Genomic DNA, 17,116 nt, shown 5'->3' with positions numbered 1-17,116 from the left:
GCAGTCGCATGTTCACGGGATCAAATCGCGCCGCCGCTCTGGCCCGGCGACGTCCGGTCGCCACTTTGAGACGCCCTCGCCTGCGACCATGAGGCGCTGGTGATTACTGCGGATTAAATTCCCTCAGGATTTTCTGAGCCGCAATGCGCCCAGCCACGATTGCGCCTTCGACATAGCCCGGAAACGACGGCGACAATTCCGAGGATGCGAAATACACCGGCGGCGCGCCGGCCAGGATGGTTTGTTCGGCCTCGGTGGCACTCGTATCGATGATGAGATCGGCGTAGCCGCCGCCGCTCCAGCGATCGTCGGTCCAGTCGCGAGAGCTGAAATCGGTGAACTTGCCTGCATCCGTGCCGAGCGCCTGCTGCAGCCGCGCCATAACCTCGGTGCGCAACGCGGCATCTCCCAGTTCCCGCCAGCGGAGGGCAAGCGGCCCGCCGACGAAGACGACCAACGCAGGGTGGCCACAATCCTTGCTGACGTCACAGGCAAAAAGTGCCGGCGGATCGCGCCACATCACCATGCCGCTCAGGCCCCTGGCGCGCCAAAAGGCGGTGGCATAGCGCAGCTGTATTTTGATCACCGCGCCGCTTTGCCAGACGCCGAGAGCCCGTTGCAAGACAGCCGGCAGCGGCGGCACGAAGTCCAGCTTCGAAGCCATCATCGGCGGCATGGCGATCAGCGCTATTCGTGCCGTGATCGAGCCCGTCGTCGACGCGAGACGAACGCCTCCCGGTCTGCGCTCGATCGTTCTGACCGGCGTGTTCAATCGCAGGCGGTCGCCGAGATCGCCAGCCAGGTCATCCGCCAGGGACTGCATGGTTTCGAGCAGGAAATACTGCAGTTCCGACACCTCGTTGGTGATACGGCGGTCATTGTCGATGAGGTGCCAAAGCGGCAGTTTTTCGAGCGCCTGACACCACAGCCCCTCGATCATCGAGCGGAACGCCGCCTTGGCCTCGCCGGGATCGTTCTGGCGTTCGAGCCATGCGGCGACGGTCAAGCCGGCGATAGCCGGATCGCCCGGTGCGATCGCGTTCATGCGGTCGCGGATCGACATCGAGGCGTGGTAGATTCGCTCGATTTGCTTTGCGCCGGTCAGTGGCTGGGCAACCAACTCGCCCTTGGTATAGGTCTCGACCAACGTCTTGCCGCGCGTTCGCACCAGGGCCATCAGTTCCGGCATGTCCTCGCACAGGAACTGACCGCCGCTGTCGATCCGCTCGCCAAGCCCGTTCCACTGGGACTCGACCCGCCCGCCGACGCGGCCGCGCGCCTCGAGCAGCGCAAGATCGATGCCGGCCTTGCTCAATTCATGCGCGGCTGACAGGCCGGTAAAGCCGGCGCCGACGATGGCGACATCGGTTCGTACGGTCTGGCGCTTCAAGAGCCGGCCCTGAAGGTCTCGAAGTCCGCAATCATCCGCGGCTTGAGCTTCGGAGACAACGGTCCTGTCGAGATCATCAAACCCCGCTCGATCGAATTGCAGGTCGCTGGCCGCTCCGCCGGGCGACCCGCTTTAGCCAATGGTCTTTTCCAGCATGCTTATCCAGTTGCGGTAGGCGATCTTCTCGATCAGCGCGCGACCGAAGCCGCGCGCGGCGAACGCGTCGAGCAGCTTCGGCAGGCCGGTGACGTCGCCGATCACAGCCGGGATCATGGCGCCGTCGAAGTCGGACCCGAGCCCGACGCCGTCTTCGCCCAAAGCCTGCAGCAGTGAATCGACATGGCGCACCATGACGTCGAGACTGGTATCGGCATTCATCCTGCCGTCTTCGCGCAAAAACCCGGTCGCGAAATTCAGCCCGACCATGCCGCCCGAGTCGCGGATCGCGCCGAGCTGCCATTCGGTGAGGTTACGCGAATGGCCGCAGATCGCATGGACATTGGAATGGGTCGCGACCAGCGGTGCGTCGCTGATCTCGGCGACATCGCGAAACCCCTTCTCGTTGAGGTGCGAAAGATCGACCATGATGCCGAGCTGGTTGCAGGCCTTGACCAGCGCCTTGCCGGCATCGGTCAGGCCAGGTCCGGTGTCGGGCGTCGACGGGAAACGGAACGGCACGCCATGGCCGAAAGCGTTCGGGCGGCTCCAGACGATGCCGAGCGAGCGCAAGCCGGCCGCATGCAGCACGTCGAGCATGGTCAGTTCGGGGTCGATCGCCTCGACGCCTTCGATATGGAACACCGCTGCGATCGCCCCTTGCGCCATCGCGTTTCGCACATCGCCGGCGCTGCGGCAGACGGTGAGCGCTGACGCTCGTTCCAGCCTGAACAGGATCGAGGCCATGGCGATGGTGGAAGCAAGCGCGTCGGCGCGCGCAATTTCGGGCGGCAGGGGCTCGATATCGCTTGGCGCGGGAGGAACCGCACTGCGCTTGGATTTCTCGACCGGCGGCGGAAAGATTGCGAACATGCCGCCGGCAAAGCCGCCCTGTTTCGCACGCGGCAGGTCGATGTGGCCACCCGATGTTCCCTTGATGAACAGCCTTTCGACATCCGCGTCTTTCGACTGGTAGAGCCTGAGCAGCGTGTCGTTGTGGCCGTCGAAGACGGGAACAAGATCGGTTTCGGTCATCAAGGGATCATTTCGGTTCGATTGGTCGGGCGGGCAATATCCTACTTAGGCAAGGCAATACCCACTAGGCAAGTCGAGCGCGGTCTTGCCTTCTCCCCTTGTGGGAGAAGGTGGATTGGCGCGTAGCGCCAAGACGGTTGAGGGGTGCTGGACGGAGTGCTGTTGGTGCCAAGCTGGAACACCCCTCATCCGGCCGCTTCGCGGCCACCCTCTCCCACAAGGGGAGAAGGGGAGCCACGACCGACTATTGCTTCAGCACGTCGGCCCATTCCTGGTGACGTCGGAACTGGGCGTTGGCGAACGGGCAGAGCGGAATAATCTTCTTGCCCGCCGCGCGCGCGTCCTCGACGGCGCGGGTAACGAGCCTAAGCCCCGCGCCCTGGCCGCGAAACGCATCCGGCACTTCGGTGTGGTCGATGATGATCTGGTGCTCGCCGACCTTGGTAAAAGTCATCTCCGCCTCGGCGCCGTCAGGCCCGCGCAGGAGATAACGGCCCTTGGAACCGCGATCCTCCAGTTCGACCTCCGGCAATTGGTCAGGCATTGCTTACGCTCCTTCTGCCGGCGTAGCGGACAGGAACCGCCGCGCCGCCTCGATCTCGTTCGACTGCACCTCATGGCCGCCGTCGTGCCACTCCACTGTGACATCGGCGCCATCGGCGCGCAAATGGGCTTCTAGCCGCGACGTCAGGTTGGGCGGACAGATCGGATCGCGCCTGCCTGCTGTGACCAGGATGCGGCGGCCGGCGAGACTTCCCTCGATTTCCGGCTCGAATGGGATCAGCGGATGCATCAGCACCGCCGCGTCGAACAGAGAGGGCGCCGCGAACACCACCGAGGCCAGGATGTTGGCGCCGTTGGAATAGCCGAGGCCAAGCACCGACGCGGGCTTTGCCGCCTCGATATGCGCCTTGACGAAGCCAATCATCTTGTCCGTCGCCCGCGCCAGGTCGTCCATGTCGTAGACGCCCTCGCCGGTGCGGCGAAAGAAGCGCGCAGCACCGTCTTCCGAGACATCGCCGCGCGGCGAAACGATGGTCGCCTGCGGCGCGAGATCACGCCCGAGCGACAGAAGCTGGTTCTCGTCGGCCCCGGTGCCGTGGAAGACGAAGAGCAGCGATCCATCAGGCGAACCCGGCAGTGTCTTGTAGGTGTAAGCGTCCTTGCTCATGACTTATCCTCAGTCTTCCAGCTTTTGCAGATGTTGCTCGAGATATGGCCTCAGATGCTGGTGCTGCGACGGCAGCTTCAGCGCCTCGCCGAGATGGGCGGCGTCCTCGTCGCGGTCGAAGCCCGGCTCGCTGGTGGCGACTTCGAACAGCACGCCGCCCGGCGTGCGGAAATAGATCGCCCAGAAATAATCGCGGTCGATCACCGGCGTCACCTGGTAGCCGGTGTCCATCAGCGCCTTGCGCACTTCGAGCTGCTTGGCGCGGTTTTCGACAGCGAAGGCGACGTGGTGGACCGAGCCGGCGCCGAGATCGGCAAGAGCGGCGCCCGGCAGCGATTCGATATCGACGATGTCGGCGCCGTTGCCGTCCTTCAGCGCCAGCCTTTTTACAGTGCCGGACGTGTCGACTACCTCATAGCCCATGAATTTCAGCAGCTCTTCCGTGGCGCCGCCATCCTTCAGCCTGAGCGACACCGAGTGAAAGCCGCGAATCGCCTCGTCGGACGGAACATCGCCCTTCGCCCATGGTGCACGGCTGTCGGCCTTGTTCTCGACCAGCGCAAACCCGTCGCCATCGGGACCGGCGAAGCCAAGGCGCTTGTCGCCGAAGCTCTCTTCGCGCGACAGCCCGGCGACGCCCTCATCGGCAAAACGCTTTTCCCAATAGGCAAGCGTGCCTTCGGGCACCGAATAGACCGTGGTGCCGACCTCGCCAACGCCGTGGCGGCCCTTGCCGATGTTGGGGAACGGAAAATAGGTCATCACCGAACCGGGCGTGCCGAGCTCGTCGGCATAGTAGAGATGGTAGACATCCGGCGCGTCGAAATTGACGGTTTTCTTGACCCGGCGCAGGCCGAGCTTTTTGGTGAAGAACGCGTTGTTCTGGCGCGCATCCCTGGCCATCGAGGTGACGTGATGCAGGCCCCTGATCTGGTTGAGCATTTTCCTGCTCCTTCCTTGTCCTGTGCGGCCCATGCCGCGGTCCACGCCAATATGAGGAGCCGCCAGCCGGCGGCAAAGGCCGCAAACACAGAATAGACTGTGCTCTATAAGTGAACAATAAAGCGACCTTTGTTCACCATTTTGCGAACAGCTGAGGCTTGTGTCGCCACAAAAATTCGGCTCCCGTGACCGGCAGGTATTCGCGACAGGTTTTCAATGAAGGACACCAGCATTGGTCAGAAAAGACAGACGCCCGAATGTTCTCCTGATCACCTGCGACCAGTGGCGCGGCGACTGCCTGTCGGCGGCAGGCCACAAGGTGGTGCGAACGACGAATGCCGACGCGCTCGCCGCCGAGGGTGTGCTGTTTCGACAGCACTTTGGCGGGGCGGCGCCCTGCTCGCCGGCACGCGCCTGCCTCTACACCGGCCTTTACCAGATGAACAACCGCGTCTGCCGCAACGGCACGCCGCTCGACGTCCGCCATGGCAACATTGCGCTCTCGGCACGCAGTCTCGGCTATGATCCGACGCTGTTCGGCTATACCGACGTATCGCCCGATCCGCGCACGCTGGCGCCAGGCGACCCGCGGCTGAAAAGCTATGAAGGCGTGCTGCCCGGCTTCACCGTGCGCCAACTCCTGCCGGAGCACCAGAAACCGTGGCTGTCATGGCTCAAGGCGCGCGGCATCGATAGCAGCGCCGGTTTTCCCGATATCCATCGCCCAGCGGACGAAATCGTTGGTGCCACGACGGACGGTGCCGTGACCACCTCACCGCCCGTCTACTCGAAGGACGAGACCCCAGCCGCCTTCCTGACCGGCGAATTCGTCCGCTGGCTCGGCGAACAGGAGCGCGATACACCGTGGTTCGCGCATCTTTCCTTCCTCAGCCCGCACCCGCCCTTCATCGTGCCGGAGCCTTACAACAGGATGTATGACCCAGCCGACGGAACAGCCTTCCGCCACGCTGCGAGCTGGCAGGCCGAGGCGCAGAGCCACCCCTACCTCGCCTATGAACTTGACCAGCAGCAGCGGGCAAATTTCCGCCCCGGCGCCGAGGGCAAGGTGCGCGATTGGGGCGACGGCAATTTTGGCCGCATCCGCGCGCTCTATTACGGCATGATCTCGGAAGTCGACGCGCAGCTTGGCCGCATCTGGCAGGCGGTAAAGGCGGCGAATGCCTGGGACGACACCATCGTCGTGCTGACCTCTGACCATGCCGAGATGATGGGCGACCATTTCATGCTGGGCAAGGGCGGCTTCTTCGACGGCAGTTTTCATATTCCGCTGATCATCCGCGACCCGCGTCGCCGCAAGGCAGCCGGCGCCAGCGTCGACCGCTTCACCGAAGCGGTCGACATAGCGCCGACATTGCTCGATCTGCTTGGCGAGGAACCCCCGCCGCACCTCGACGGACAATCGCTGAAGCCGTTCCTGGATGCCGGGGAGCCGGGCAACTGGCGCGAGGCCGCGCATTGGGAGTTCGATTTCCGCTCGGTCGCCGACGGTGATGCCGAGCGCCGTTTCGGCATCGGTCCGCGCCAGTGCAATCTGGCCGTCATCCGCACGAAACAATTCAAATATGTACATTTCGGCGGCGGCCTGCCGCCGCTGCTATTCGACCTGGAGCAGGATCGGGACGAACTGACCAATGTCGCTGCCGATCCGGCCTATCTGCCGGTCCGGCTGGAGCTTGCCGAAAGGCTGCTTGCCTGGCGGGCCGAACATCTCGATCAGTCGCTGGCGCTTGCCGAACTGACCGAGGATGGGGTTGCCGGCCACGTCGCAGGCCTGCCATCTTTCCCATCATGAAAAGACCCGCGCCGTTGCCGACGCGGGTCTTTTTCGTCGTTGGCGCAAGCTAGCGCATCATCATGCGCTGGGTGTCGCGGTTTTGCGCATATGTGGCCTTGTCATAGGGTGCCTGCGCCTCGAGCTGCTCCTTGGTGAAGTTCGTGTAGAGATAGCGATTGCCATCCTTGTCGGTCATGAATTTAAGGTTGTCCATGCCGATCGCCACTTCCTTCTCGCCAACCCCGAGGAAACCGCCGACGTCGATGATGACGGCGTCAACCTTCTTGTCGCCGGTCAGCACGACGTCACCAATCTCACCGACGTTGACATCGTTGGCGCCATAGACGGTGGTTCCAACCAAATCCTCGGAGCGGATTTCGTTGATCGGCATTTCGGTCAGCGCCGACTTGTCGATCGCCGCGGTCTTCGTCTGGTCGGGGGTTGGGTCAGGCGTTGCTGCAGCCGGAGCCTCGGCTGTCTTGTCCGCCGGTGCCGGAGCAGCCGGGTCTGGCGTCGTCGCCGGAGCCTCGGCTGTCTTGTCCATTGGAGCCGGAGCCGCGGGTTCCGGCGTTGCCGCCGGAGCTTCCGCAGTCTTCTCCGCCGGGGCTGGAGCCGCAGTGACAGCAGGGGTGGTGGTCACTGGCGCCGGCGTCGCCGCGTCAGTCGCTGCGGTTGTCGCCGGGGCGGGATCATAGGGCTCGCGGTCGAACTCCGGCAGCGCCTCCAGGTCTTCCTTCGTGGTCTCGGCCACCAGCCAGCGGTCGCCGTCCCTCTCCGCCCACTTGGCCTTGTCGAACTGATAGGCGACATTCTTTTCGCCAACCTCGAGGAAGCCGCCGACGCCAATGATCAGCGACTCGGCCTTGCCATCCTTGGCCAGAACGATGTCGTTCACGTCGCCGATGTTTTGAGCGTCGTCGCCAGTGCCGTTATAGACGGTTTCACCGATGATATTCGTGGCAAGGTTGCCGTCGGCACTCTTCACTGGTTCGGCCGGAGCTGCGGCGCTATCGGCTGGAGCCGCCGGAGCATTCTGCGCCGTTGTATCCGTCGAGGTCGATGGAGCGGGAGCCGTAGCCGTGCTGTCGGTGGCCGCAGGAGCCGGATCATAGGGCTTGCGATCGAAGTCCGGCTGAGCCGTCAACTCATCTTTTGTGGTTTCGGCAATCAGCCAGCGGTCGCCATTCCGTTCGGCCCATTGCAGCTTGTTGTAGTCGAAAGCGACATTCTTGGCACCGACGCCAAGAAAGCCGCCGACGCCGATGACGACGGATTTCGCCTGACCGTTTTCATCGAAGACGACATCACTGACCTCACCGATGTTCTCGGCATCGTCGCCGGTGCCGTTATAGACGGATTCACCAATGATATTGGTCATCAGGCTGCCCTCGGCCCGCGCAACGGGAGCCGCCGGAGCGGTCTCCTGGACCGCCGGGTCCTGGGTGGGCGCCGGTGTTGTGGCTTCCTGCGCATACGCACCGGTCGCAATCAACGCTGCCAGTGCGGTGGTGGATAAAAGGGTGCGGATCATCGTAATCTCTCCTCGTGCGTTATTTCTTCACGCCACAAGCCGCCGGTGGAGAATGGTCGCGGCGTTACACATTCACAACGTCGTGACCGCGCGGTTGTTCCGACACCATGGCGAGTGTCCTGCAAAAACCACCCGAATCGCGCTCAGCCATGCGTTCGGCCGGTGAGATTCGCTCCTGTAATTTCGCTATAGCTTGTGGAACTTTTTTTCAGCCGCCCCGTTCCAGCCTGTGGCTGGGTCTGTCCTGGCCGATGATTATCCAATGGCTGCCAAGAAAAAACGGAGCGGGGGGATGCGATTTGCGGCGGTGCTGAACCAGGAGGGCGGCACCCTGCGAACAATTGATCTCTCCGCCTTCACCGACCGGATGCGCCAGGCATTGGAGGCAGCAGGTCACTGCATCGATATCGAAATCGTTGCCGGCAGGGACATCGTCGCAACGCTGGACCGTATCGCTTCCAGGCACAGTGTCGACATTGTGCTGGCCGGTGGCGGCGACGGCACCATTTCGGCCGCGGCTGCTCGGTTGATGGGCAGCAAGAAAGCGCTTGCCATTTTACCGGCGGGCACGATGAACCTGTTCGCGCGTGGGCTCGGTATTCCACAAACCCTTGACGCGGCTGTGAAATCCTTTGCCGACGGCGAGGTGATCGCAGTCGATATGGCAACCGCCAATGGTAAGCCATTCGTGCATCAGTTCTCGATCGGCATGCATGCCAGGATGGTTCAGCTTCGCCAGGCCATGGAGTATGGCTCGCGGTTGGGAAAGATGCGGGCCTCGGCAAAGGCTGCCTGGGCGGCGATCAAAAACCCTTCGGCGATGAAGGTGACGCTGACCATCGGCGAGGCTGAGATCGTGACGCGCACCACTGGCATCGGCATCACCAACAATCTTTTCGGTGAGGGTCATCTGCCCTATGCCGACAATCCCGCCGGCGGCGTGCTCGGCATCTATGTCACGGTGGCGCGGCGGCGTGGCGAACTGGTCAGGGTCCTCTTCGACATGTCGCGCGGCAAATGGCGCGACAGTGAGCATGTGGAGATCCACCAGGCTGAACGGGCCGTTTTGAAACTCCACTCAGCTGCGAAGAAATTTCGCGCCGTCATGGATGGCGAACTGGTCAGGCTTGACCGCGAAACGACGATCGAAATTCATCCTGGTGCGCTGAACGTTCTCGTCCCGGCGCGCGCCGTCCAAGCAAGGGCAGCGTGATGCATCCCGGCACAGTCGATCGGAAGGCTTCAGCCTCTGGGAATCTCGCCCTGCTCGTTCCTGGGAAGCTCGCCCTGTTCGGTTGTCGGCGTCCGGTCTATCATGTTGCCGTAGATCTCGGCGATGCCCCAGGCGATAAACGCCAAAAGCAGCGCAGCGATCAAGATACGGAAGGTGTGCCACCCCCAGCGTCCCTGCCGGGCTTTGTCTTCAGGAACGATCTTGGGCATGATCGGCCTCCATTTCGGTTGGCGCTGGCATTTCGTTTGGCGCTGGCATGTCGGTTGGCGGCTGGCGGCGCGGCTGGCAAAATGTGGTTGGGTAACGGTTCCTCAGGGCGAAGGTTCCGGTTTCAGGGCCCGGCAACTGGGCCCAGCGCGGATGGCTGCAAGCCGATGCATCTGGGGGACTTGTGGATAGCAGGGTAGTGACAAAGCCGAATCTGCCGGTCGATGTCCTTAGCGTGGTAACGGCGCAGGATCGGCTTGCCGTGCTCCATGATCTCGATGCAATCGACACGGCGGCCGATCCTGACTTCGACACTATCAGTGGGCTCGCCGCCGCGGTGATGCAAACACCTGTCGCGCTGGTGACGGTCGTCGATGTCGAGCGGCAGTGGTTCACGTCCTGTGTCGGCCTGGACGAGACCGAGGCCGCGACCGATACATCCTTCTGCGCCCACACCATTGCTGCCGGCGACCAGCCGATGGTGGTGACGGATGCGACCATGGATTCACGCTTCAACGCCAGTCCGCTGGTCACTGGCGAGCATCATTTCCGTTTCTATGCGGGTGCGGCGATTGTGGTGGCCGGTGCCCGGATCGGCACGCTCTGCGTGCTCGACCGGAGGCCGCGCGGGTCGCCGTCTGCCGCCCAGCTCGAACAATTGACGGCGCTCGCCAGCCTCGCTGCCAGCCTGTTCGCATTGAAGGACGCCACCCGCAACGCCGCCAGCGCCGCTGCGGCACTGGCGCGCGAGGAAAAGCGGCGCGGCATTGCGCTCGATGCCGCATCGCTCGCGAGCTGGGCATGGGATATCCATAGCGATATGATCGAATGCGATGCCCGATTGTCCGAGCTGTTCGACCTGCCGCGCTCGACCCGGCTGAGAGCACGCGATATCCTCGCCGCCATCGACCCGCGTGACGCCTACCAGACCGAGACGCGCTTTCGCGACGTGCTGAGCGGCGGCGACGATTATTTTGGCGAATACCGCGTCAAGGGCTTCAGCCCGCCGCGCTGGCTCGCTACGCGCGGCCGGGTCATCGAGCGTGACGGCGACGGCAAGCCGACGCTGATCTTCGGCGTCAACTACGACATCACCGAACGCAAGCTCGGCGATGAGCGGCAGCGGCTGTTGCTGCGCGAGCTGAACCATCGCGTCAAGAACACGCTGGCCACCGTCCAGGCGCTGGCGACGCAGACAGTTCGCCATGCCCGCCAGCCGAGGGATTTCCTCGACGCCTTCAGCTCCAGGCTTCAGGCGCTGGGCGCCGCCCACAGCCTGCTGTCCGACCGCGAGTGGCGCGGCATTGGCATCCGCGAACTCGTGCAGATCGAGGTCAAGCCGTTCGACACCGCCGATCAGCCGCGCATGACGATCTCAGGCGCCGATCTGCTGCTTTCGCCTGACCAGGCAGTCGGGCTTGGCCTGATCTTGCATGAACTGGCCAGCAACGCGCTGCAACACGGAGCGCTGTCGGCGGCCTCGGGCAAGGTCGATCTCGACTGGAAGGCACAGGTTAGGAAAGGCGCTCGGCGCCTGGTCCTGACCTGGCGCGAAAGCGGCGGGCCTGAAGTTGCCTCGCCCGAACGCCACGGCTTCGGCTCGATCCTGATCCGCCGCAGCCTGGCCAAGGTCATCTCCAGTGAAGTGACCCACGAATTCCGGCCGGAAGGCGTATTCGCCGAAATATCGATGCCGCTGGAGGATCTGCCGAAGTGACGGCTCGACCATGGATCTCGAACCAAAGGTCCATGTCAGGGAAAAGTGGAACCCGGTTTTTCGGATCATTGCCAACACGATGCCAACCCGAAGAAGAACCACTTCGAGCTATTTCGCTTCGCCGGCATCCGGATCGTCGGCATCGGGCTTTGTGTTCTCGCGGTAGATTGCGTAGGCGGCGAGTGCAATCGCCGGGGCGAGTATCGTGCCCAAGCCGCCTTTCCCCTTGAGTAGCGCCGGCAGCACGGCGAGCGCGGCCGTGATGCCGACCGCCTTCATATCGGCATTGCGCCTCCGCGCCCGGCGTCGGGCGCGCGCGCCGGCCGACAGCTGATGGATGAGCAGGAGGAGCCCTGCGATCAGCAGGAAGCCGACCCCGAAACCAAGGCAGGCTGCCATCGGCCCATAGCGACCCGCCACCCAGACATAGGCCGCTCCGACGAGGAAACCGAGGCCGCACAGCGCTGCAAGTGCTGCGAGCGCATAGACGATCGCAGCCGTGCGCGCGCGGCGCACGGCGGCAACGGCTTCACCCGAGGCAAGAGCCGAGATCAACGATGCCAGCATTCCCATCTGGGCTGAGACTAGCGGCGCGCGAGAAGCGCAAACAGAAAGCCGACGCCTGCCGCGATCGCCAGCGACGTCACCGGCTTTTCGCGCACGCTCGCCACCACTTGCGCTTCGATATCCTTGGCGTTGCTACGCATATTTTCAAAGGCTGCTTCGCCTTGGGAGCGCAATTGCTCGACCCCTTCCGCAGCAACCCGACGAGCAGCCCCGTAACCGTGTTGGCCGGTCTCGGCCAGCTGTTCGGTGAGTTTCTGAATGTCGACTTTCAGCTGCCTGATGTCTTCTTCAAGGTCCGAATTCGGCCGGCTTTCGTTCGGGGACTTTCCTGCGGCAGTCGCCATTACTTGACTCCTTGCGTTTGCTCGGGTCGAAACGTTCGACCCACCCCAAGGTTCCGAAATCGGAACAACTGCCATGAAAGGGTGTTTACGCAGCCAAGTCCAGCCCGGCACGTCTCCGCTAGCCGCTCAGATCAGCGGTCGGCGACCTTCGCTCAACCCTTCCCAGCGGGCGAGGTCCTTGAGCCTTTCGTTGTCGACCACCTCGCAGCCGCCGTCGCGCCAGAAGATAAGCTTGCGATCGATCAGCTTGCGGATCGTCTTGTTGGTGTGGACCAGCGACAGGCCGAGCGTATCGGCGAGGTGCTGCTGAGTGATCGGAATCTGCACGGGCGTCCTGCCGTTCAACCCGACCACCCTGGCGCGACTGGAGATGAAGGCGATGAGATAGGCAGCACGCTCGAGCGCGGTGCGTCTGCCGATACTGAGCAGGTTCTCGTCGAGCATGCGCTCCTCTCGCGCGGCGATCCAGGTGATGTCGTAGGCGAGGCCCGGATGGCTGCGGTAGAGTTCGGGGAGGGCCTCCCGCTCGAAGAGGCAGAGCAGCATCGGCGACAGAGCTTCCACGGAGTGCTGCATTTCGCCCATCAGACTGCCTTGCAGACCGATGAGGTCGCCTGGCATGGAATAATTCAGAATCTGCCGGCGGCCATCCGACAGCAATTTGTAGCGGAAGGCCCAACCCGACAGCACTGTATACAGATGGGCACTGCGGCTTCCCTCAACCAGAACCGTGTCGCCCTTCTCGACGGCCAGTTCGCCCTTCTTGAAGCCATTGACGAAGACGAGTTCCTGCTTCTCGAACGCCCGGAACGCCGGCAACGGCCGCAGTGGGCAGCTCTCACATGAATACCGGCGGGCGGACAAGGAACGGCCGTTCTGGCCAGACATTTCAATCTCTCTTCGAAGCCCTCTTCCGGAGGGCGATAGCAAACGCCCTGCCGGCGTCGAGGTTCCGCCATCTGCGGCGGCATGTCTTTTTTAAATGACAGGATGCGAAATAACTTTAAATGACAGGAAGCCAAATAGGGATCATGACTCCTCTATCCCTTGCGCTCCCTGTTCCCTGCGCCCCACGGAGACATTGCACGTGCCCCAGTTGCTGGACGGATTGCGGATTCTAGTTCTGGAGGATGAATTCCTGATCGCCATGGATGTCGAGCAGCTTTGCCGCGACTATGGCGCCGGCGATGTGGTCGTCGCCCGCGATCTGGCTGAGATCGATCGGCAGAGCATTGCCTCGCGATTCGACGCGGCCATCGTCGACCTCATGCTAGGCGGCACTTCGACACTCGATTTCGCTTCGCGGCTGCGCGAATCGGGCGTGCCTTTCGTCTTCGCCTCGGGCTATTCCGAGATGGACGAAATCAAGGTGGCGTTTCCGGATGTCAGGTTGGTCACCAAGCCCTATTCGGGAGACGATCTCGTGGAGGCGGTGGCGTCGGCGTGCGGGCGCGGACCTGTTGTTTGATGTCCGCAAACTGGAGCCCGATTACCGGGCCCGACATTAATTACAGGGTCCCACATTACCGGTGGTGTGTATTCAGGCGGCGTTCGACCCCGTCACCTGAGCCGAGATCGCATCCGGGCCAAACTCGTCGTCGCCGGAAATCTTCAGGATTTCCTGCAGCCGCGTGCGGGCGCGGCTGACGCGGCTCTTGATCGTTCCGACCGCACAGCCGCAAATTTCGGCGGCTTCCTCGTAGGAAAAGCCCGACGCGCCGATGAGGATGATGGCTTCGCGCTGGTCCTCTGGCAATTGCTCGAGCGCGCTCCGAAAGTCCTTGAGGTCAAGCTGGCCGTGCTGGGCCGGATGGACGGCTAGTCTGGCGGTCATGATGCCGTCGCTATCCTGCACCTCGCGGCCGCGCTTGCGCATCTGCGAATAGAATTCATTGCGCAGGATGGTGAACAGCCATGCCTTGAGATTGGTGCCCGGCTCGAAGCTCTCATGCTTGTCCCACGCCTTCACCAGCGTTTCCTGGACCAGATCGTCGGCCTTGTCGGCGTTTTGCGTCAACGACACGGCAAAGGCCCGCAGGCTCGGAATCGAGGCGAGCAGATCCGTCTTGAAGCTCTGGGAGACGGCCGCCATGCCTCAGTCCTTTTTCCGTGCAGGTTGGGCCTGTTCCAACTGGCTGAGCAATTGGGCGAAGCGATCCGGCACGCTGTCGGAGACCAGCTCGTCGTAATATTGTTTGAGTTTGCGGCCGATTTCCGAGTTTGGCCCGAGCGGGTCGCCGGAAGCAGCCCGGCGCCTGTTCGTTGCAGCGCCAGCCGTGTTGTCTTTCCTCATGTCGTCATTTCGCCCTTTGTTCCCAGTACCCTGCCGCCTTCAATACACGACGCAAAGCTGGCGGCCCCCTCGTCTGGTTGCCCGTCCCGATCTCAAACGCCTTCGGCTTACATTAGTTCCAAGCCGTCGGAACTTTTTGGGAAAGCCGGCGTTTATGTTTTCAGGGTTTATTCTCGGGGTTTGTCATTAGCTTGGCCTGCAATCTATGCAATTACGTCAGAGGGAGACGTCCATCATGAGCCTATCCGCAACCATCGCTCCACACCTGCCGTTCCTGCGCCGCTTTTCGCGGGCCGTCTCCGGATCGCAGGAGAGTGGCGACGCGCTGGTCGCCGCGATGCTCGAGGCCATCATCGCCGACGTCGACATCTTTCCGAACGCGTCGAATGACCGCATCGCGCTCTACAAGGTCTTCGCCAGGCTGTTCACCTCCGTCGCCATCCGCGTTCCGCAGGAACACCCGCAGTCGGCGTGGGAACAGCGCGCCGCCGCCAATCTGAACGCGATCTCACCCCGCCCCCGCCAAGCCTTCCTGCTGGTCGCCGTCGAAGGTTTCAGCGAAGACGAGGCGGCGGAGATCCTCGACGTCGACGATCAGGAGTTCTCCGAGCTTCTTGCCGAGGCCAGCAACGAGATTTCCCGCCAGGTGGCAACCGATGTGCTGATCATCGAGGACGAGCCGCTGATCGCCATGGACATCGAGCAAATGGTCGAGAGCCTGGGCCATCGCGTTGTCGGAACGGCGCGTACCCATGCCGAGGCGGTGGCGATGTTCACCAAGACGCGGCCGAAGATGGTGCTGGCCGACATCCAGCTTGCCGACGGCAGCTCGGGCATCGAAGCGGTCAACGAGATCCTGTCGACCACCCCGGTGCCGGTGATCTTCATCACCGCTTTTCCCGAACGCCTGCTGACCGGCGAGCGGCCGGAGCCGGCCTTCCTCGTCACCAAGCCGTTCAATCCGGAGATGGTCAAGGCCCTGATCAGCCAGGCGCTGTTCTTCGACCGGCATGCGAAAGCCGCTGCGTAGGGCCGGGCAGCCCGGCCCTGAGCCGCCCTTTCCACAGTTCCACTGATCGCCCGTTTTCCACAGATGAGTAACGCTGGCCGCTTGCGGCCGGCACACGCCACTTGCAACTCACCTGCGCATGACGATCCAATTCGAGCGGGAATGCTTTCCGGGGCTCGTCTTTTTCGGGAAATGCTGGAACAAACGGCAGCGAAAGACGTTTTTGGCATACTATTTGAAGGAGATGGACCATGCTTTACTGGGCCCTCGTATTTCTCGTCGTTGCGATCATTGCAGGCGCTCTTGGCTTCGGCGGCATCGCCGGCACCTCGGCTGGTATAGCGCAGATATTGTTTTTCATCTTTCTCGCTTTCCTGATCATCTCGCTTATTGCGGGCTTGTTCAAACGCGCGTCGTGAACTGCGATCGAACACTGGGAGCCGCACCCCTCAAGCGGTTTCCAGCTACCGCCGGGCGGTGTCCTTAGCCAGACGTCGCTCGGCGGACTTCTTTTTGGAACCCAATTTTCCGTCAGCCGTTCAGCCTGCATTGGGCGGGTGAAGTGAACGATGCAATCCAGAGCCGGAGACATGAGAGACAGCCGACGGAGCGATGAGATCATCGCTCTGCAGTCCGCTGAGAGTGGAATGCAGCTTGGCCGGGCCCTTCTTCATGCGCTGCACAATGCCGGCATTTCGGTCCTCTATCAGGATCGCGAGATGAAAACCGTCTGGGCCCGCAACATGCGCCCGCCCTGGATTTCCGACACGACGATTTCCGACACGGGGATTTCCGGCACTGGGGTTTCCGACACTGGGGTTTCCGAGACGGGCGACGGCAACGGCATCCTGCCGCTTGCGCAGGCGGAGCGCATCGGCGCAGCCAAACGCAAGGTCGTCGCATCCGGCAATCCGGAACATCTTGAGCTCAGCATTCCGGCCGAAGATGGCGTCCGCTGGTTCCAAATATGGATAGACGCGGATCATGACGACGGCGGCGCCGTGCAGGGCGTCGTCACCACAATGGTCGAAACGACCGAGCAGAAACGTCGCGAGCAAACCCTGAAGACGCTGCTGCGCGAGGTGAGCCACCGGTCGAAGAACCTTTTGGCCATCATCCAGAGCATCGCCACCCAGACCAGCCGTTATTCGGACACGCTCAGTGATTTCCTGACGCGCTTTCGCGGCCGGCTGCAGTCGCTTGCCTCGTCCCAAGACCTGGTGACCTCGTCCAACTGGCGGGGAGCGGCACTGCGCGAACTGGTGTCCGGCCAGGTCGGCCGCTATGGCGCCGACCCTGTGCGCAGCCTGCGTTTTCGCGGTGCAAACCCATACCTCAATCCCAATGCCGCCCTGCATATCGGCTTGGCCATGCACGAGCTTGCCGTCAATTCTGTCAGCTACGGCGCTCTGTCGCGAGCCGACGGCTTCGTCGAGGTGACGGCCGATCTGACGGCCGCTTCCGCTGGCGAGACCGCGCTGTCGCTGACATGGGCCGAGGCCATCGGAGCCAATGACAATCAGCCCAGCGAGAAGCGCTTTGGCACCGTCGCGCTCGAGCGCGTCGTGCCTGCGTCGTTGAACGGCACGGCGAAACTTGAAATCAGCGGGGATCGTCTCGAATAACTGTCTCTTTTAAACATATGACGCTGCCGACGAATTATACGGTGTAGATATCGGTGGTCGCCGTATCATTAAAAAAAAAAGGGGGGGGGGGGGGGGGGGG

At 62.7% G+C, this 17,116-nt stretch carries 19 protein-coding genes; 7 read left to right on the top strand and 12 right to left on the bottom strand.

Features of this window, described 5'->3' with window-relative positions; all coding sequences use genetic code 11:
• Positions 1 to 103: 103 nt before the first annotated feature.
• The 5 genes from AC0L2R_RS24565 to AC0L2R_RS24545 all read right to left on the bottom strand — a co-directional run bounded on the left by AC0L2R_RS24565 (position 104) and on the right by AC0L2R_RS24545 (position 4,694).
• Positions 104 to 1,390, bottom strand: coding sequence for a flavin monoamine oxidase family protein (locus tag AC0L2R_RS24565; protein WP_473512065.1), 1,287 nt, complete (start codon positions 1,388 to 1,390; stop codon positions 104 to 106).
• 132 nt (positions 1,391 to 1,522) lie between these two features.
• Positions 1,523 to 2,581, bottom strand: a complete 1,059-nt coding sequence (locus tag AC0L2R_RS24560) for a dipeptidase (protein WP_473512064.1) — start codon at positions 2,579 to 2,581, stop codon at positions 1,523 to 1,525.
• A gap of 244 nt (positions 2,582 to 2,825) precedes the next feature.
• Entirely contained in the window at positions 2,826 to 3,125 is a 300-nt protein-coding gene (locus tag AC0L2R_RS24555; protein ID WP_023797123.1) for a GNAT family N-acetyltransferase, read from the bottom strand.
• A gap of 3 nt (positions 3,126 to 3,128) precedes the next feature.
• Positions 3,129 to 3,752, bottom strand: coding sequence for an alpha/beta hydrolase (locus AC0L2R_RS24550; protein WP_473512062.1), 624 nt, complete (start codon positions 3,750 to 3,752; stop codon positions 3,129 to 3,131).
• Positions 3,753 to 3,761: 9 nt separating this feature from the next.
• Positions 3,762 to 4,694 (bottom strand): VOC family protein, encoded by a 933-nt coding sequence (locus AC0L2R_RS24545; protein ID WP_473512061.1) that lies wholly within the window; start codon positions 4,692 to 4,694, stop codon positions 3,762 to 3,764.
• A gap of 232 nt (positions 4,695 to 4,926) precedes the next feature.
• Here AC0L2R_RS24545 and AC0L2R_RS24540 point away from each other — a divergent pair, with 232 nt between their 5' ends.
• Positions 4,927 to 6,507 (top strand): alkaline phosphatase family protein, encoded by a 1,581-nt coding sequence (locus AC0L2R_RS24540; protein WP_473512060.1) that lies wholly within the window; start codon positions 4,927 to 4,929, stop codon positions 6,505 to 6,507.
• 49 nt (positions 6,508 to 6,556) lie between these two features.
• Here the strand turns inward: AC0L2R_RS24540 and AC0L2R_RS24535 are convergent, their stop codons facing one another.
• A complete protein-coding gene (locus tag AC0L2R_RS24535) occupies positions 6,557 to 8,020 on the bottom strand; it encodes a PRC-barrel domain-containing protein (protein WP_473512058.1) in 1,464 nt (487 codons plus the stop codon).
• Positions 8,021 to 8,312: 292 nt separating this feature from the next.
• Here AC0L2R_RS24535 and AC0L2R_RS24530 point away from each other — a divergent pair, with 292 nt between their 5' ends.
• Positions 8,313 to 9,233, top strand: a complete 921-nt coding sequence (locus tag AC0L2R_RS24530; protein ID WP_473512057.1) for a diacylglycerol/lipid kinase family protein — start codon at positions 8,313 to 8,315, stop codon at positions 9,231 to 9,233.
• Between the two features lie 29 nt (positions 9,234 to 9,262).
• Here the strand turns inward: AC0L2R_RS24530 and AC0L2R_RS24525 are convergent, their stop codons facing one another.
• A complete protein-coding gene (locus AC0L2R_RS24525; RefSeq protein WP_023797117.1) occupies positions 9,263 to 9,463 on the bottom strand; it encodes a hypothetical protein in 201 nt (66 codons plus the stop codon).
• A 197-nt stretch (positions 9,464 to 9,660) separates the two neighbouring features.
• Here AC0L2R_RS24525 and AC0L2R_RS24520 point away from each other — a divergent pair, with 197 nt between their 5' ends.
• On the top strand, positions 9,661 to 11,178 hold the full coding sequence (locus tag AC0L2R_RS24520) for a sensor histidine kinase (protein ID WP_473512056.1): 1,518 nt from the start codon (positions 9,661 to 9,663) through the stop codon (positions 11,176 to 11,178).
• 108 nt (positions 11,179 to 11,286) lie between these two features.
• Here the strand turns inward: AC0L2R_RS24520 and AC0L2R_RS24515 are convergent, their stop codons facing one another.
• From AC0L2R_RS24515 to AC0L2R_RS24505, 3 genes are all read right to left on the bottom strand, one after another.
• On the bottom strand, positions 11,287 to 11,751 hold the full coding sequence (locus tag AC0L2R_RS24515; RefSeq protein WP_473512055.1) for a hypothetical protein: 465 nt from the start codon (positions 11,749 to 11,751) through the stop codon (positions 11,287 to 11,289).
• An 11-nt stretch (positions 11,752 to 11,762) separates the two neighbouring features.
• Positions 11,763 to 12,089, bottom strand: a complete 327-nt coding sequence (locus AC0L2R_RS24510; RefSeq protein WP_287066577.1) for an ElaB/YgaM/YqjD family protein — start codon at positions 12,087 to 12,089, stop codon at positions 11,763 to 11,765.
• Positions 12,090 to 12,215: 126 nt separating this feature from the next.
• On the bottom strand, positions 12,216 to 12,977 hold the full coding sequence (locus AC0L2R_RS24505) for a Crp/Fnr family transcriptional regulator (protein ID WP_473512054.1): 762 nt from the start codon (positions 12,975 to 12,977) through the stop codon (positions 12,216 to 12,218).
• Positions 12,978 to 13,176: 199 nt separating this feature from the next.
• Between AC0L2R_RS24505 and AC0L2R_RS24500 the strand changes: the two genes are divergently transcribed.
• On the top strand, positions 13,177 to 13,557 hold the full coding sequence (locus tag AC0L2R_RS24500; protein WP_473512052.1) for a response regulator: 381 nt from the start codon (positions 13,177 to 13,179) through the stop codon (positions 13,555 to 13,557).
• Between the two features lie 72 nt (positions 13,558 to 13,629).
• On the opposite strand, the gene AC0L2R_RS24495 is transcribed toward AC0L2R_RS24500, so the two are convergent.
• Positions 13,630 to 14,181, bottom strand: a complete 552-nt coding sequence (locus AC0L2R_RS24495) for an RNA polymerase sigma factor (RefSeq protein WP_023797110.1) — start codon at positions 14,179 to 14,181, stop codon at positions 13,630 to 13,632.
• 3 nt (positions 14,182 to 14,184) lie between these two features.
• Complete coding sequence (locus tag AC0L2R_RS24490; RefSeq protein WP_027153467.1) at positions 14,185 to 14,382, bottom strand: NepR family anti-sigma factor; 198 nt, start codon at positions 14,380 to 14,382, stop codon at positions 14,185 to 14,187.
• A 235-nt stretch (positions 14,383 to 14,617) separates the two neighbouring features.
• Here AC0L2R_RS24490 and AC0L2R_RS24485 point away from each other — a divergent pair, with 235 nt between their 5' ends.
• From AC0L2R_RS24485 to AC0L2R_RS24475, 3 genes are all read left to right on the top strand, one after another.
• Positions 14,618 to 15,412 carry a response regulator gene (locus AC0L2R_RS24485; protein ID WP_091593233.1) on the top strand — a complete coding sequence of 265 codons (795 nt, stop codon included), beginning with the start codon at positions 14,618 to 14,620 and terminating at the stop codon, positions 15,410 to 15,412.
• Positions 15,413 to 15,642: 230 nt separating this feature from the next.
• Positions 15,643 to 15,810 carry a DUF1328 domain-containing protein gene (locus AC0L2R_RS24480; protein WP_023797107.1) on the top strand — a complete coding sequence of 56 codons (168 nt, stop codon included), beginning with the start codon at positions 15,643 to 15,645 and terminating at the stop codon, positions 15,808 to 15,810.
• Between the two features lie 150 nt (positions 15,811 to 15,960).
• On the top strand, positions 15,961 to 17,016 hold the full coding sequence (locus AC0L2R_RS24475) for a sensor histidine kinase (protein ID WP_473512051.1): 1,056 nt from the start codon (positions 15,961 to 15,963) through the stop codon (positions 17,014 to 17,016).
• The last annotated feature ends 100 nt before the right edge of the window (positions 17,017 to 17,116 follow it).

Source organism: Mesorhizobium sp. WSM4820, from assembly GCF_055811075.1.
The sequence above is the reverse complement of the archived record's forward strand: the minus strand, read 5'-3'. Positions and strand labels throughout refer to the sequence as shown.

Bases quoted from the DNA above. Each gene is read 5' to 3' on its own strand.
- AC0L2R_RS24560 (WP_473512064.1), bottom strand. From the start codon at position 2,581: ATGACCGAAACCGATCTTGTTCCCGTCTTCGACGGCCACAACGACACG.
- AC0L2R_RS24555 (WP_023797123.1), bottom strand. From the start codon at position 3,125: ATGCCTGACCAATTGCCGGAGGTCGAACTGGAGGATCGCGGTTCCAAG.
- AC0L2R_RS24550 (WP_473512062.1), bottom strand. From the start codon at position 3,752: ATGAGCAAGGACGCTTACACCTACAAGACACTGCCGGGTTCGCCTGAT.
- AC0L2R_RS24545 (WP_473512061.1), bottom strand. From the start codon at position 4,694: ATGCTCAACCAGATCAGGGGCCTGCATCACGTCACCTCGATGGCCAGG.
- AC0L2R_RS24535 (WP_473512058.1), bottom strand. From the start codon at position 8,020: ATGATCCGCACCCTTTTATCCACCACCGCACTGGCAGCGTTGATTGCG.
- AC0L2R_RS24530 (WP_473512057.1), top strand. From the start codon at position 8,313: ATGCGATTTGCGGCGGTGCTGAACCAGGAGGGCGGCACCCTGCGAACA.
- AC0L2R_RS24525 (WP_023797117.1), bottom strand. From the start codon at position 9,463: ATGCCCAAGATCGTTCCTGAAGACAAAGCCCGGCAGGGACGCTGGGGG.
- AC0L2R_RS24515 (WP_473512055.1), bottom strand. From the start codon at position 11,751: ATGGGAATGCTGGCATCGTTGATCTCGGCTCTTGCCTCGGGTGAAGCC.
- AC0L2R_RS24510 (WP_287066577.1), bottom strand. From the start codon at position 12,089: ATGGCGACTGCCGCAGGAAAGTCCCCGAACGAAAGCCGGCCGAATTCG.
- AC0L2R_RS24505 (WP_473512054.1), bottom strand. From the start codon at position 12,977: ATGTCTGGCCAGAACGGCCGTTCCTTGTCCGCCCGCCGGTATTCATGT.
- AC0L2R_RS24495 (WP_023797110.1), bottom strand. From the start codon at position 14,181: ATGGCGGCCGTCTCCCAGAGCTTCAAGACGGATCTGCTCGCCTCGATT.
- AC0L2R_RS24490 (WP_027153467.1), bottom strand. From the start codon at position 14,382: ATGAGGAAAGACAACACGGCTGGCGCTGCAACGAACAGGCGCCGGGCT.
- AC0L2R_RS24485 (WP_091593233.1), top strand. From the start codon at position 14,618: ATGAGCCTATCCGCAACCATCGCTCCACACCTGCCGTTCCTGCGCCGC.
- AC0L2R_RS24480 (WP_023797107.1), top strand. From the start codon at position 15,643: ATGCTTTACTGGGCCCTCGTATTTCTCGTCGTTGCGATCATTGCAGGC.
- AC0L2R_RS24475 (WP_473512051.1), top strand. From the start codon at position 15,961: ATGCAATCCAGAGCCGGAGACATGAGAGACAGCCGACGGAGCGATGAG.